General features: G+C 71.0%; 13 protein-coding genes. 6 read left to right on the top strand and 7 right to left on the bottom strand.

The annotated features are described in order from the left end of the window. Positions 1 to 387: 387 nt before the first annotated feature. Positions 388 to 2,037 carry an apolipoprotein N-acyltransferase gene (lnt, locus tag QJS31_RS20930; protein ID WP_306357574.1) on the bottom strand — a complete coding sequence of 550 codons (1,650 nt, stop codon included), beginning with the start codon at positions 2,035 to 2,037 and terminating at the stop codon, positions 388 to 390. Positions 2,038 to 2,642: 605 nt separating this feature from the next. Then, complete coding sequence (locus QJS31_RS20925; RefSeq protein WP_306357478.1) at positions 2,643 to 4,235, bottom strand: amidohydrolase; 1,593 nt, start codon at positions 4,233 to 4,235, stop codon at positions 2,643 to 2,645. Positions 4,236 to 4,475: 240 nt separating this feature from the next. Between QJS31_RS20925 and QJS31_RS20920 the strand changes: the two genes are divergently transcribed. Then, complete coding sequence (locus QJS31_RS20920) at positions 4,476 to 4,970, top strand: FxsA family protein (protein WP_306357477.1); 495 nt, start codon at positions 4,476 to 4,478, stop codon at positions 4,968 to 4,970. Between the two features lie 184 nt (positions 4,971 to 5,154). On the opposite strand, the gene QJS31_RS20915 is transcribed toward QJS31_RS20920, so the two are convergent. Together QJS31_RS20915 and QJS31_RS20910 are read right to left on the bottom strand one after the other, a co-directional pair. Continuing rightward, on the bottom strand, positions 5,155 to 5,817 hold the full coding sequence (locus QJS31_RS20915) for a response regulator transcription factor (RefSeq protein WP_282786086.1): 663 nt from the start codon (positions 5,815 to 5,817) through the stop codon (positions 5,155 to 5,157). 31 nt (positions 5,818 to 5,848) lie between these two features. After that, positions 5,849 to 7,087: a sensor histidine kinase gene (locus QJS31_RS20910; RefSeq protein WP_282786087.1), complete on the bottom strand. Its 1,239-nt coding sequence runs from the start codon at positions 7,085 to 7,087 to the stop codon at positions 5,849 to 5,851. Positions 7,088 to 7,211: 124 nt separating this feature from the next. On the opposite strand from QJS31_RS20910, the gene QJS31_RS20905 reads away from it, so the two are divergent. Continuing rightward, positions 7,212 to 7,979 (top strand): TSUP family transporter, encoded by a 768-nt coding sequence (locus QJS31_RS20905; RefSeq protein ID WP_143980840.1) that lies wholly within the window; start codon positions 7,212 to 7,214, stop codon positions 7,977 to 7,979. A 65-nt stretch (positions 7,980 to 8,044) separates the two neighbouring features. On the opposite strand, the gene QJS31_RS20900 is transcribed toward QJS31_RS20905, so the two are convergent. Beyond that, on the bottom strand, positions 8,045 to 9,298 hold the full coding sequence (locus tag QJS31_RS20900) for a TetR/AcrR family transcriptional regulator (protein WP_306357476.1): 1,254 nt from the start codon (positions 9,296 to 9,298) through the stop codon (positions 8,045 to 8,047). Between the two features lie 188 nt (positions 9,299 to 9,486). On the opposite strand from QJS31_RS20900, the gene QJS31_RS20895 reads away from it, so the two are divergent. From QJS31_RS20895 to QJS31_RS20885, 3 genes are read left to right on the top strand one after another with little or no spacing between them, the layout of a single operon-like run. Next, positions 9,487 to 11,013: a TldD/PmbA family protein gene (locus QJS31_RS20895; RefSeq protein ID WP_282786212.1), complete on the top strand. Its 1,527-nt coding sequence runs from the start codon at positions 9,487 to 9,489 to the stop codon at positions 11,011 to 11,013. 5 nt (positions 11,014 to 11,018) lie between these two features. After that, positions 11,019 to 12,416: a metallopeptidase TldD-related protein gene (locus QJS31_RS20890; protein WP_306357573.1), complete on the top strand. Its 1,398-nt coding sequence runs from the start codon at positions 11,019 to 11,021 to the stop codon at positions 12,414 to 12,416. Positions 12,417 to 12,428: 12 nt separating this feature from the next. Then, on the top strand, positions 12,429 to 12,632 hold the full coding sequence (locus QJS31_RS20885) for a hypothetical protein (protein WP_306357475.1): 204 nt from the start codon (positions 12,429 to 12,431) through the stop codon (positions 12,630 to 12,632). Between the two features lie 7 nt (positions 12,633 to 12,639). On the opposite strand, the gene QJS31_RS20880 is transcribed toward QJS31_RS20885, so the two are convergent. Then, positions 12,640 to 12,909, bottom strand: coding sequence for a helix-turn-helix transcriptional regulator (locus tag QJS31_RS20880; protein WP_143980838.1), 270 nt, complete (start codon positions 12,907 to 12,909; stop codon positions 12,640 to 12,642). A 78-nt stretch (positions 12,910 to 12,987) separates the two neighbouring features. Here QJS31_RS20880 and map point away from each other — a divergent pair, with 78 nt between their 5' ends. Further along, positions 12,988 to 13,755 carry a type I methionyl aminopeptidase gene (map, locus tag QJS31_RS20875; RefSeq protein ID WP_306357474.1) on the top strand — a complete coding sequence of 256 codons (768 nt, stop codon included), beginning with the start codon at positions 12,988 to 12,990 and terminating at the stop codon, positions 13,753 to 13,755. A 78-nt stretch (positions 13,756 to 13,833) separates the two neighbouring features. Here map and QJS31_RS20870 read toward each other — a convergent pair whose 3' ends face one another. Next, positions 13,834 to 14,553 (bottom strand): glyoxalase, encoded by a 720-nt coding sequence (locus tag QJS31_RS20870; RefSeq protein WP_306357473.1) that lies wholly within the window; start codon positions 14,551 to 14,553, stop codon positions 13,834 to 13,836. Between the last annotated feature and the right edge of the window lie 83 nt (positions 14,554 to 14,636).

Raw genomic sequence — 14,636 nt, 5'->3', positions numbered from 1 at the left:
GAGCACCGCACCCGACGCTGCGACTGCCACGCGCACGCGTGTAGTCGTAGGACGTGATCCACGCCCTATGATTCGGTGCATCCCGCCGACCGGACTGGTGGCGATCTCGAGTTGTCCGGCAACGAACCTCGTTGGCGGAGTGGATTATTGATTAGCTATCTCACCGCAAACTTCGCGAAAATCGTGATCTACCAGTATTGATAGGATTCAGAGTGCGCGATACCAGCGGTGCTACTGTGACTTAGCTAACATCAGGTGAAGCTGCGGCAGGCGGGTTCGGCGGGCGTCCCTCATACGCGCCGCCGCCACGAACGGCAGGGCTGCTCCGGCTCGGACCGATCACACCCCGCGCCGGGCACGGGCCACCTCGCGTGTGGAGCCGGACGGTTATCCGGCTGCGTCCTGGTCGGCCGGCGGTGCGGGGGTGGTCGTTCGCCGGCGGATCGCTGCCGCCACGAGTGCGGCCGCGGCCAGAATACACAAGACATACTCCGGCGCGGGGCCGATCCGCGTGGCGAGTGTCGTCTCGGTGCGCAGCGGCAGCTCGGCCACCAGCGCCGCGGGCACGAACTGGGCAGTCTGCTGCTGGATTCGGCCGTCCGCGCCGATCATCGCGCTCACCCCGGTGGTGGCCGAGACCACCAGTGCGCGACCGTGCTCCACCGCGCGCACCCGCGACATGGCGAGCTGCTGGTAGGTCATCTCGCTCTTGCCGAAGGTGGCGTTGTTGGTGGGCACCGTGAGGATTTCCGCGCCCGCGCGCAGCGACTGTTCGAAGGCGCGGTCGAAGGCGACCTCGTAGCAGGTGGCGACGCCGATCGGCACGCTCCCGGCGGCCGCGGTCGGCACGTCCACCACACCGTCTCCCGCGCCGGGCACGAAATATCCGGCGCGGTCGGCGTATTCGGAGAAGTGCCGGAAGAACTCACGGTAGGGCAGGTATTCGCCGAAGGGCTGGATGATCTTCTTGTCGTGGCGGTCGACCGGACCGTTCGCGCCGTCCCACACCATGACCGAATTCGTGGTGGTGCGGTCGGAGTTGACCAGCACCGCGCCGACCAGGATCGGGGCCCCGATCGACTCGGAGGCCCGGGTGATGAGCGCGGCGGCGTCGCCGTTGCGCAGCGGATCGATATCCGACGAATTCTCCGGCCAGATCACCACATCCGGGCGCGGGACGCGACCGGCGGCCACCTCGCGGACCAATTCCTCGGTGCGCCGGACGTGATTGTCCAGAACCGCGCGGCGCTGGGCGTTGAAGTCCAGGCCGAGGCGGGGCACGCTGCCCTGGATCGCGGCGACCGTGATCGGCCGGTTGCCGTCCTCCGGGCCGGGCAGCGCGGTCCGGAGGATCACTCCGGTGAGTGGAATGATAGCCACAAGCATGGTCGCGGAAATAATCAAGTTCCAGGATGTGGGACGCCAAGCTCCCCATCTGGGACGACGCGGGGAGTTGGCCGGGGCCTCCGCACCCGCCCGCCACCGCCGCACCGCGACCGCCAGCGCGGCCAGCCCGGTACCGGTGAGCGCCACCAGGAAACTGACCAGCGGTGCGCCGCCGAGCATGGCGTACGGCAGGTACCAGCCGTCACCCTGACCGAAAGCCAGCCTCCCCCAAGGAAATCCGCCGAACGGGAAACTCGACCGCAGCCACTCGGTGAGCGACCATCCGGCCGCCACCCACAGCGGCCACCCCGGCAGCCACCCCACCCACCGCGCGACCACGCCGAACAGCCCCACGTACACCGCGCACACCGCCGACAGCGCCAACCACGGCACCGGTCCCACATAGATCCCGGTCCACGGCAGCAGCGGCAGGAAGAATCCCAGCCCCGCGAGCATCCCGTACCCGAATCCCGCACGCGCCCGCCCACTGCCGCGTACCACCAGCGTCAGCACGGCAATGCCCACCGGGGCCAGGAACCACAGCGTCCGCGGCGGAAAGCTCGCGAACAGCAACAGCCCGGCCACCGCGGCGGCCAACGATCGCGCCACCACCGGATACCGCCGCACCACACCCTCGACGCGGCCACGCACCCCACCGAGGTCCACCGCGTCCGTCACCGCCCCACCGTCACTCACGGCCGTGCCCTCCACGCAGTTGATCGGTCCCGCTACCGATGACCCGGCAGACCACACTGCCGACCGCCTCGGGTGGCACCGATGCCCACCGAGGTCGCCCCCGCGTGCCGAGGTGAAGAAGGCGCACACGACGACCGCCGTCGAAATCCACGGTCCCGAGATCCCGATGCCCAGAGTGCAGGCGGTGCCCGCAGTCGAATTTCGCGCCCGGTCGACTCGCCTCGGCTACGGAGCCCGCGTGATCCTGCGGTTCGACGGGACACGGTGGCGCCGACGACCGGACCGCAGCGAACCGGCTGCCACCACCGATGCTCACCGCCGCACCGGGCACGCCCGATGGGTGTCGACGCGTGGTGGCACCGAATCCGGCAGGAGCGGAGCGTGTTTCGCCGGACCTGCGGGTGGGGATGACGCACGCCGCAGCCGTCGGACCCACGACGGACGAGCGGCGGCGCGGCGGGGTGGACGAGCAGCTTTCGACACAGCCGCGAGTGACGGCGCCATGCCGCGGGAAGCTGGGCTTCGGGGCGCTGTGCCGCAGGGGTCCATTCGCCATGGATTCAATCGCCATGGATGGTGACCCCGCGGTGCACGGTGCGCAGGCAGCGCGGCAGTGGCGCGGTGGGGTCGAGGGGTGGGAGTCCGGGGACGCGGGAGCGGGGGTCGGTGGACCAGCGCTGGACGGAGTCGGCCGACGCGGCGACCACCAGGTCGTCCGCCGCCCAGACGGCGTAGGAGGCGGGGGCGCCGGGGACCAGGGTGCCGCTGACGCCGTCGCGGACGCCGCCCGCGCGCCAGGCGCCGCGGGTGGCGGCGGTGAAGGCGGCGCGCGGGGAGATGCCGTGGCCGGGGGTGCGGTGGTGGGCGGCGGCGCGGACGGCCGCCCAGGGATTCAGCGGTGTCACCGGTGCGTCCGAACCGATCGCGAGGGAGATGCCCGCGGCGGCCATGGCGGCGAAGGGGTTGAGGGTGGCGGCGCGGTCCGCGCCGAGGCGGGCGGCGTACATGCCGTCGGCCCCGCCCCAGGCGGCGTCGAATCCGGGTTGCACACTGGCGATCACGCCCCAGGCGGCGAGTTGCGCGATCTGCTCGGCGTCGACCATCTCGGCGTGTTCGACGCGGTGGCCGCGGGTGGCGACGGCCGGGCCGCCGAGTTCGGCGGCGGCGCGGGTGAATCCGTCCACCACGATATCCATGGCGGCCTCGCCGATGACGTGGAATCCGGCCTGGATACCCGCTTCGGTGCAGGCGCGCAGGTGGGCGGCCACGGCGTCGGCGTCGAGGAAGGCGGTGCCGTGGGTATCGCGGTCGGCGTAGGGGGTGCGCAGCCGGGCGGTGTGCGAGCCGAGGGACCCGTCGACGAACAGATCACCGCCGAGGGCGTGCACGCCGAGTTCCTTCACCAGGGTGCGGGCCGCATCGGCGGTGCGCACGGCCTCGCCCCAGTACACGCGCACCTCGACACCGTGCGAGAACTCCAGCAGTTCGGCCACGTCCGCATGCCCACTGATCTCGGGTCCGGCGCATTCGTGGACGGCGACGATGCCGTGCGCGGCGGCGTGGTCGAGGGCGGCCCGCCGGGCGCGGTCGCGCTGGGCGCGGTCGAGTCCGTCCAGCACGGCGGCACGCACCCGGTGATGGGCGTTCTCCCGCAACGGTTCTCCGCGCGTGAATCCGGCGGCTTCGGTCACGCCGGGCACGGCGTCGAGCAGGGCGCTGGACACCACGGCCGAATGCGCGTCCACCCGGGCCAGATACACCAGGCGGCCGGGGGCGGCAGCGTCGATCTCGGCCGAGGTCGGCGCTCGCCGCTCCGGCCAGCGCGTCTCGTCCCAGCCGTCGCCGAGGATCGCCCCCCGCCGGGTGCGCGCGAATTCCCGCACCAGTTCCAGGCATTCGGCCAGCGACGCGGCCCGCGACAGATCGAGTCCGGTGAGCTGCAACCCCAGCGCGGTGATGTGCACGTGCGGATCCACGAACGCCGGTGCCACGAACGCGCCGTCGAGATCGACGATCTCCGCGTCCGGATGCAGCGCCCGCCCCGGCTTGTCCTGACCCACCCACACCACGATCCCGTCGCTCACCGCCATGGCGGTCGCGTCGGGATTACTCGAACTGTAGATACGGCCACCGACAAGCAACTGGGTACTCACGAGTCCCCAGTCTGCCGCACGCCTCACCCGCGCCCCCGACCAGCCTCCGGCCTCGACCACGCCATCTCCCGACGCGAGCGCGAGAGACACCCGACCCGGTCGCACACCCACCGGATGCCGCCGCGGCCACTCCCTGCCAGGGGGCGCAGCCCGGCCGGGTGCCCCGCACCACAGTTCCGTTCGGGAGAAATTTCGCGCGTTCGGACGTTGTCCGGGTAGATCGTCCGAAAGGATCGCCCCATGCCCGCACTGTTGTTCCTTGCCTATCTGGTCGCCGAGGTCGCCACGCTGGTGGCGTTCGGCCACCTCATCGGCGTTTTCCCCACGATCCTGCTGTTGATCGGCGGGTCGGCGGCCGGTTTGATCCTGGTGCGTTCGCAGGGTCGGCGCGTCTTCGAGCGGTTCCGCGGGGCCGCGCGCGGTGAGGTCGACCCGGGTTCCGCGGTCGCCGACGGCGCGCTGGTCGCCGTGGGCGCGGTACTCATGTTCGTTCCGGGCCTGCTCACCTCGCTGCTCGGTCTGCTGGCGCTGGCGCCGCCGACCCGCTTCCTGCTCCGCCCGCTGGTAGCCGCGTTCGCCGCTCGCCGCCTCGGCCGGGTTGCCACCGCGGTCGGCCCGTACGGACACCGGAATGTGGTGATCGACCCGGACGGCGACATCGTCGACGCCACCGTGGTGACCGAGTGGTACGACGACGGCCAGGGCTCAGCCCGTCGCATGATCGACCCGCACTGAGCGCTCCCGTACCGGCCCGGTGGGCGATCCGCACCCGGATCACCCACCGGGCCTTTCCATGCGGTGGGGCAGCACGGCCACGGCGTCCGGGCGGTGCCGCACCGGGTGCGCCCGGCGTAGCGGCCCCGGACCGTCGCGGGCCACCTCCCGAGCGGTCAGGACTGCCTCCCGATCCGACCCGGGTTCACGCGCTGCCGGGGCGGACCAGTCCGGTCTCGTAGGCCAGCACCACCGCTTGCACCCGGTCGCGCAGCCCCAGCTTGGTGAGCACCCGGCCGACATGCGTCTTGACGGTGGCCTCGGAGAGATAGAGGGCCGAGGCGATCTCGGCATTGGAGCGTCCGGCGGCGATGTGTTCGAGCACCTCGCGTTCCCGGGCGGTGAGGACGTCCAGTACGCCCGGATCGCGACCGGCGGCCGGATCGTCGGCGATCAATCGGTCGAGCAGGCGTTTGGTGACCTTCGGGGAGACCACGGCGTCACCGGCGGCGACGCTGCGGATGGCGGAGATGAGGTCCTCGGGCGGGGTGTCCTTGAGCAGGAAGCCGCTGGCTCCGGCGCGCAGCGCGCCGAGGGCGTGCTCGTCGAGGTCGAAGGTGGTCATGACCAGAACCCGGCTGCCACACCCGGAGTCGACGATCTGCCCGGTGGCGGTGACGCCGTCGGTGACCGGCATGCGCACATCCATGAGCACCACGTCGGGCCGCAGTTCGGCGGCGTGGGAGATGGCGGCGGCCCCGTTGTCGGCCTCCCCCACCACCTCGATGTCGGGGTGCGCGCCGAGCACCATCTTCAATCCCGCGCGCATGAGTTCCTGGTCGTCGACTACGAGAACGGTGATCGGCACGTAGATCAATCTATCGGCCCGCGCCACCGATTCACTCGTCCGGTGCGCGTTCCAGCGGGATCGTGGCGCGCACCCGCCACCCGCCCTCGGGGCGGCGGCCCGCGCTCAGGGTGCCGCCGAGCACGGCCATGCGCTCACGCATGCCGACCAGGCCCAGGCCGCTGCCGACGGTGGCCAGGCCGTTCGCGGGGGCGACGGTGGCGACGGTGGCGACCCCACCCGCCGGGGTATCGGTCGCTCGCGTGGTGTCGCCGGGCGCGCCACCGGAGTCGACGATCTCGATCAGGATGTCGCTGTCGCGCCGCGCCACCCGCACCTTGGCGCGCGGGTCGGGTCCGGCGTGGCGCAGGGTGTTGGTGAGCGACTCCTGCACGATGCGGTGCACGCCGAGGCTGATCTCGGGGCTGACATGGTCGAGTTCGCCGCTGAGTTCGAGTTCCACCGCCAACCCCGCACTGCGCATCATGGCGACCACCTTGGCGATGCCGGCGGTGCCGTGCTGCGGAAGTTGTTCGGGCGCATGCTCGGTGCGCAGCAGTTCCACGGTGCGGCGCAGTTCGCGCAGGGCTTCGCGTCCGGTGCCGGCGATGGTGGTGAGCGCCTGTTCGGCGGTGTCGGGGTCGTGACGCAGGGCGTAGCGCGCGCCGTCGGCCTGCACGATGATGACGCTGACCGCGTGCGCAACCACATCGTGGAGTTCGCGGGCGATGCGGGTGCGTTCGGCGGCGACGGCATCGTGGGCACGCCGTTCGCGGTCGTAGTCGGCGACGGCCAGCCGCGCTTCCACCTCGGCGTCGTAGGCGTGACGCGCGCCGATGAATTCCGCGAGGGTCCAGCACAGGGCGTAGTAGACGGCGGTGAAGGCGGCGTCGGTACCGTCGGGCGTGCCGACCAGGAAGTGGGCCAGCGCGCTGTCGACGATGAGCGCGCCCACGTACAGCAGCCCCTGGCGGCGGCCGACATAGGCGACCAGCGTGTAGAGCATGATGCCGAGTCCGAGCAGTGCCGGATGCAGCGCGCCGCGGTCGTCCTGGATGCTCCAGTGGCTGAGGGAGCTGAAGTAGGACAGCCCGACCAGTGCGACGGCCGACCCCACCGGGTGGGTGCGCCGGAAGATGATCGGCAGCGGCAGCAGCACGCTGATGGCGAGGTAGACGGCCTTGTGATCGCTCTCGCCGATGGCGAGGAGGTCGATGAGCAGCAGACCGAGCGCCAGCATCGAATCGGCTACTTGGGGCCTGCCGCGCAACCACAGACTGAACCGGCGCATGCGTCCACCCTAAGTCGTGCCGGGCACCGGTCGTTCCAGCACGCCCACCGGCGGCTCGAGAACCGACCGGTTTGAGCTTTTTGGTGATTTGCCCGAAGTGTGCGCGTTCTGGTTGGGTCGGTGAGTGAATGTTGCGGACTGGGCGGTACTGCTGACGGCGGCGACCGCGGCCGGATGGGTGGATGCGGTGGTCGGCGGCGGCGGACTGATCATCCTGCCGACGCTGTTCGTGGTGGCACCGGGCATCGCCCCGCAAACCGCGCTGGGCACCAATAAACTCGCGGCCTTCTCCGGCACCAGCGCGGCGGTGCTCACCTTCGCCCGCAAGGTACCCATGCGATGGCGCAGCCTGCTGCCCGCCGCCCTCCTCGCTGGACTCGCGGCGGCCTGCGGCTCCGCGGCGGTCGCGCTCATCGACCGGGAACTGTTCATCCCCATCGTCATGGTGGTGCTGGTGGGTGTGGCGGTTTTCGTCACACTACGGCCGTCGATCGGCGTCACCATGGCCACCCATCCCCCGACCCGCCGCAAGACCATCCTGGTGATCGCCCTGGCCGCCGGGCTCATCGGCCTCTACGACGGTTTGCTCGGCCCCGGCACCGGCACCTTCCTCATCATCACCTTCGCCACCCTGCTCGGCACCGAATTCGTGCGCGCCGCCGCCATGGCGAAGGTGATCAACTGCGGCTCCAACCTCGGCTCCCTGCTCTTCCTCGGCGCGACCGGCCACGTGCTGTGGGCCCTCGGCCTGGCCATGGCCGTCGGCAATGTGCTCGGCGCGGTCATCGGCTCCCGCATGGCCCTGGCCCGCGGCGCCGGCTTCGTCCGCGCGGTACTGCTGATCGTGGTGGTGGCCATGGTGATCCGCCTGGGCTGGCAGCAGTTCGCCTGAGCCGCGGACATATCCGGCCGCCGCGGCGAGTCCGCGGCCGAGCCCAGGCGGTGGCCGGTACCGGCTCAGACCAGCGCGTCCTCGGGTAGCGGGAGATCGTCGGTGCTGTCGCGGGCCGAATCGGGCGCGTGCCAGGCAGATTCCGACCGTGGCGGGTCGGTGTCCGGGGTCTCGAGGCGGGTGGTGCCGTCCTCCGCCCGGTACACGGTGAACCGCTCGGTGGGCAGCGGCCGGGCCGCTTCGAGCGCGCGCCGCAGAGGTTCCGACGTCAGGCGGCGCACCGCGTGGCGGGGTACTGCCGCGTCCGGACGCGCGGCGGCGGCCGACCGGTGTCCCGCCGCGACAGTTTCTCGCGCGGTACCCGTCGACTCCCGCGAGTCCATCGCGGATTCCGAACGTTCGGCGGCATCCGCCCTGGCTGCCGCCGGACGCTCCGCTCCCTCGGTTCCGGCCTCGCCCGATGCCGCCACACCGTCGCCCGGCCCGGACATGCCGTCCCTGCACTCCACCGCACGGCCTCCAGCCCCGATGCCGTGTTCCCGACGGTCGAGTGGCGCTGTGTCCGAAGCGGTATCGCGGTCGACCGATGCGGCGGTGTGTCCCGGTGTGTCGGCACCGTCCGGCACGGTATCCCCGGCGTCGTTCGCGCGGGTGGCGGGTCGCGGCCGGTCGTCGGCGGCCGGACGCACGTCGGCGGGGCGCTCGTTCAGCCAGGGGGCCAGCACCTTCGAGGTGGTCTCCTGGATCTTGCGGTGCAGTTGCTCGCCGTCCTCGAGGCCCGGTTGCTGGAACAGGACGGTGAGGGCGCCGGAGACCGCGCCGACCACCGCGCCCACCAGGGCGGCGGCGCCGACGTCGTCGAGTTCGTCCGGGAAGGCCGTCCGCAACTGTCCGGCGATCTCCTGTTGCGAGGCCAGTTGGGCGTAGGCCGCGCGGCCGCTCACGGCGGGCACGGTGCGCGAGATCCGGGCGCGCAGCACCGAGATGCGCGATGCCAGGGTGTCGCCGAGGTGGTCGCCGGGATTGTCGCCCGCCGCGCGCAGGGCGCGCAGCAGCACCTCCACGGGACGTTCGCCGGCCCGGCGCGTGGCGATGGCCCGGACGGCGGCCTGGACCCGTTCGTCGGGTTCCGGGAAGAGCAGTTCTTCCTTGCTCGCGAAGTAGTTGAAGAACGTTCTGGTGCCGACCTCGGCGGTGGCGGCGATATCGGCGACCGTGGTCGCCTCATAGCCTCGGGTCTCGAACAATTCGACGGCAGCCTCGAGCAGGGCTCGGCGGGTGCGTTCACGTTTGCGGTCACGAAGTGCGGATGGCGGCACGCGGGCAGACGCTACGGCATCCGAGCAGCAAAACGTGGCATGTCCACGGGTTTGTCGCGCGCGTTTCCTGCTGTGCGACTTCGCAGCCCGTGCATTGTTGCAGCGTGTGCACCTTCGCACGCTGTGTATTCCGGCTCGCGCGCGGATGTGGTTGGCGCGTGTCGGATCTCCGGCTTAGCGTGGACCGGGTGAGCATCGCAACCAAGGCCGTGGACGACGAGTTCCGCGCACTGCCCCTGGCCGCGCTCGCCGATGCCGCCCTGTCGGCGGCGCGGTCGGCGGGCGCGAGCTATGCCGATCTGCGGGTGCACCGGCTGGTGTCGCAGTCCATCCGGCTGCGGGACGGCCGGGTCGAGTCGGTGGGCGACAGTACCGATCTCGGCTTCGCGGTCCGGGTGATCGTGGACGGCACCTGGGGCTTCGCCTCGCACGCCGTGCTGAATCCGGAGTCGGCGGCGGAGGTGGCGCGCCGCGCGGTCACCGTTGCCACGACATTGCGGGCATTGAATCGCGAGCGCGTCGAACTCGCCGCCGAGCCGGTGTACGACGGCGTGGAGTGGGTGTCGGACTACGACATCGACCCCTTCACCGTGCCCACCCCCGAGAAAACCGCGCTGCTGCTGGACTATTCGCGGCGGCTGCACACCGCCGCCGGCGTGGATCACGTGACGGCGTCGCTGTACCAGGTCAAGGAGCAGACCTACTACGCCGACACCTTCGGCTCCCGCATCACCCAGCAGCGGGTGCGGCTGCAACCGCAACTCGAGGCCATCGCCGTCGACACCGCGGCCGGTGTCTTCGACACCATGCGCACTCTCGCCGCCCCGGCTGGTCGCGGCTGGGAGTACGTGACCGGCGCGGACGGCGTCTGGGATTGGGACGGCGAACTCGCGCGCATCCCGGAGTGGCTGGCCGAGAAGGTGGCCGCCCCGACCGTCGTCCCCGGCCGCACCGATCTGGTGATCGATCCCAGCAACCTGTGGCTGACCATTCACGAGTCCATCGGCCACGCCACCGAGTACGACCGCGCCATCGGTTACGAATCCGCCTACGCGGGCACCTCCTTCGCCACCCCGGACACCCTCGGCACCCTGCGGTACGGCACCCCGATCATGCATGTCACCGGCGACCGCACCGAGCCACACGGGCTGGCCTCGGTCGGATACGACGACGACGGGGTGGCCGGGCAGCGCTGGGATCTGGTGCGGGACGGCGTTCTGGTGGGCTATCAGCTCGACCGCGTCTTCGCCCCGCGGTTGGGCCTGGATCGGTCCAACGGCTGCTCCTACGCCGACTCCCCGCACCACGTGCCGATCCAGCGCATGGCGAATGTGTCGCTGCGACCGGATCCCGAGCGCGACACCACCACCGCCGAGCTGATCTCCCGGGTGGCCGACGGCCTCTACATCGTCGGCGACAAGAGCTGGTCGATCGACATGCAGCGCTACAACTTCCAGTTCACCGGCCAGCGTTTCTTCCGCATTCGCGACGGCGAGTTGGCCGGACAGGTGCGCGACGTCGCCTATCAGGCCACCACCACCGACTTCTGGGGCGCCATGGAGGCCGTCGGCGGCCCGTCCACGTGGGTGCTGGGCGGTGCGTTCAACTGCGGGAAGGCACAGCCCGGTCAGGTGGCGGCGGTCAGCCACGGTTGCCCGTCGGTGCTGGTCCGCGGGATCAATGTCCTCAATACGCGCACGGAGGCCGGGCAGTGAACAGCATGATCGCAGCACCCGAGGTGGTGGAGACCGCGCTGCGGCACTCGCGTGCGGACGAGGCCGTCGTCATCGTCACCGATGCCCACGATGCCTCGCTGCGCTGGGCCGGAAACTCCATGACCACCAATGGTTCCTCGATGTCGCGTGACTGGGCGGTCGTCTCGATCTTCCGGGACGGCCCGCGGGTCGCCCGGGTCGGCAGCGTCGGTTCCACCAGTGTCGATCCGGCCGAGATCGAATCCGTGGTGCGCGCCAGCGAGGCCGCGGCCCGCGACGCCGAACCGGCCCGTGACGCCATGCCGCTGCTGACCCCGGAGACGGCCGGCCCCGTCGGCCCGGACGGCGAGCTGTCGTGGGACGGCTCCCCCGCCGGTACCGACATCACCGTCTTCGAGGGCCTGGCCCGCGATCTCGCGGCCGGCTTCGACGGCGCGGACCGCCTCTACGGATTCGCCCACCACCAGATGCATTCCAGCTGGCTGGGCACCTCCACCGGGATCCGCCGCCGCTGGGTGCAGCCCACCGGGTCGGTGGAGATCAACGGTAAGCGCGGTGCGGGCGCGGAACTGGCCAGCGCCTGGGTCGGCGCGGGCACCCTCGATTTCACCGATGTCGACACCCCCGCCCTGCTGGGCGAACTGACCCGCCGCCTGGACTGGTCGGCGCGACGGGTGGAGCTGCCCGCCGGACGCTACGAGACTCTGCTGCCGCCGTCCGCGGTGGCCGACCTGATGATCTACATGGCGTGGAGTATGGAGGGCCGCGGCGCGCAGGAGGGTCACACCGCCTTCTCCCGTTCGGGCGGCACCCGGATCGGGGAGCGGCTCACGGATATTCCGCTCACCCTGTATTCGGATCCGAGCGCCGCCGGTCTGGAGTACCGGCCGTTCGTGGCCACCCCGTCGTCCTCGGAGTCGCTGTCGGTCTTCGACAACGGACTCTCCGCGCGTCGGGTGGACTGGCTGCGCGACGGCGCGATCGCCAACCTGGTGTATCCGCGCGCCACCGCCGCCGAATTCGAGGCCGCCGTCACGCCGCCCGGTGAGAACCTGCTCATGACCGGCGGCACCGACGCCTCGCTCGCGGAGATGGTGGCACGCACCGAACGCGGACTGCTGCTCACCTGCCTGTGGTACATCCGCGAGGTGGACCCGGCCACCCTGCTGCTCACCGGCCTCACCCGGGACGGCGTCTACCTGGTGGAAGACGGTGCGGTGACCGCGGCGGTCAACAACTTCCGCTTCAACGAGAGCCCGCTGGATCTGCTGCGCCGGGTCGGCGAGGCGGGCCGCACCGAGATCGCCCTCCCCCGCGAATGGAAGGACTGGTTCACCCGCACCGCCATGCCCGCGCTACGCATTCCGGACTTCCACATGTCGTCGGTGAGTCAGGCGACCTGATCCGCTCCGGTGGTGCGCGGCGGCCCCGCCGACCGGGCGGGGCCGCGCAAGGGTGATCTGGTGCTGAGCGTGGCGCGGGCGGAAGTGCGTGACGCCCAGGGCATTCAGCGCCAGCTGTTCGACGAGGCGATCGGCCGCCCGCTGCCGGTCACGGTGCTGTGCAACGGCGCGATGGTGGATGTCATCGCGGTTCCCGTCGAACTGTCGGTGGACTGAGCGGCGGTCAGGACGCCGAGCGCTGCGGCGACGCGGTGGGCTGACAGCTTTCGGCGAGATCGTCCAGCGGGATGTCCAGGGTGCGGCTGAGCGCCACGATGGTGCCGAAGGCGGGGGTGGGCAGCCGCCCCGATTCGATCTTGCGCAGAGTTTCCGGGGAGATGCCCGCCGCGGCGGCGACCTCGGCGAGATCGCGGCCGGCGCGGGCGGTGCGCAGGGCGTGCCCCAGGCGGCGTCCGGCCTCGATCTGGGCGGGGGTCAGCGGAAGTCGGACCATGCGGGTCACTCTACTCGGATTGGTATTTGAATACCGACGCGGGCTACGGTGGTATTAAAATACCAATCGGAGGTTGTGATGGTAGAACTGAAATCGCCCGCGGAGATCGATCACATGCGGGTCACCGGCCGGTTCGTGGCCGAGGTGCTCGGCGAACTGCGGGCGCGGGCCCAGGTCGGCGTGAATCTGCTGGACCTGGAACACCATGTGCGGGAGCGGATTCGCGAGCGCGGCGCACAGTCCTGCTACTGGGACTACGCGCCCTCCTTCGGTCGCGGCCCGTTCCGCAATACCGTCTGCCTGTCGGTGAACGACGCCGTCCTGCACGGCCTGCCCTTCGACTACGCCCTGCGCGACGGCGATGTGCTCAGCATGGATCTGGCGGTCGGCATCGACGGCTGGGTGGCCGACGCCGCCACCACCGTCATCGTGGGCACCCCCGCCGCCGAGGATCAGCACCTGGTTCGCGCCACCGAGGACGCCCTGGCCGCCGCCATCGACGTCGCCCGTCCGGGCAATCGGGTCGGCGACATCTCGGCCGCCATCGCGGCCGTGGCGCGCGGCTACGGCTACCGGGTGAACACCGAGTTCGGCGGGCACGGCCTGGGCCGGACCATGCACGAGGACCCGCATATCGCCAATGCGGGCCAGCCGGGACGCGGCTACCGGCTGCGCCCCGGCCTCACCATCGCCATCGAGCCCTGGTTCGCCCACACCACCGCTCGCGTGGTCACCGACCCGGACGGCTGGACCATCCGTTCGGCCGACGGCTCGCGCACCGCGCACTCCGAGCACACGGTGGCGATCACCGCCGACGGACCGGAGGTGCTGACCGTCGCGGCCTGAGTTCCGTCGCGGCTCGGACACCCCACGCCGGCGTCCGGCTGCCGCGCACGGCACCGCATCATGGCGCGGCGACGGCGATCAGTCCTCCGTTTCGAGCCACTCCTCCAGCTCACCGACCACGCGCAGCTCCGCCGCGATCACCGCGCGGTCGGCCTCGGACAGTTCGAGTTCCGCCAATTCCGAACGCACGTCGGCGGCCCGCGCGGTGTCCTCGGTGGCGACCGCGATCTCCAGCAGCTGCGCCAGCGCCCGCCCCTTGTCGACGGCCGGCGCGGTGGCACCGAACCGTTTGAGCCCGGTCACGATGGCGCGGGCCGCGGCCTTGTCGTCCATTTTGGAATCCCGCAGGATGCGAGCATTGTCGAGGACGCGCGCCAATCCCTCGAGATTGCGCGCGCCGCCGTACTCGGGATCCGGCTCGTCGGGGCGGATGTAGATGATCGCGTTGCCGACCGGGTCGACCACCGTGAAGCGCGTCTGCCCGGGCCGGAAGCGGGTGATGCGCGGATTGCCGCGCGCGGGCACCCTGCCGTAGCGGGCGCGCAGGGCGGCGGTGAACTCCGCGTGCAACTTCTCCACGTCCTCGACGAAGACCAGGCAGCCGACGTGTGCGGTCTGCGCGTCGACGCCGCCGTGCGGGGTCGGCCCGAAGTGCACGTGCCAGCCGTCGCGTTCGACCGTTCCATAGGTGTACGGGCGGGTCTGCTCACTGGTGACCTCATAGCCGAGCGTGCGGTAGAAGTCCAGGGTTTCGGGCAGGTTCCCGCCCCACAGCACCGGCACCGAGAGGTTCGCCATCCCATCACCTCAATCTTGGTAATCAAATTTGACTACCTCAGGCTAGGCCGGTTTCGAAGTGGAAGTCAAGTTTGACTACCATG

Origin of the sequence: Nocardia sp. CC213A, from assembly GCF_030766805.1 — a bacterium.
Taxonomy (GTDB): Bacteria; Actinomycetota; Actinomycetes; order Mycobacteriales; family Mycobacteriaceae; genus Nocardia; species Nocardia otitidiscaviarum.
This window is presented reverse-complemented; position numbering and strand designations above follow the sequence as displayed.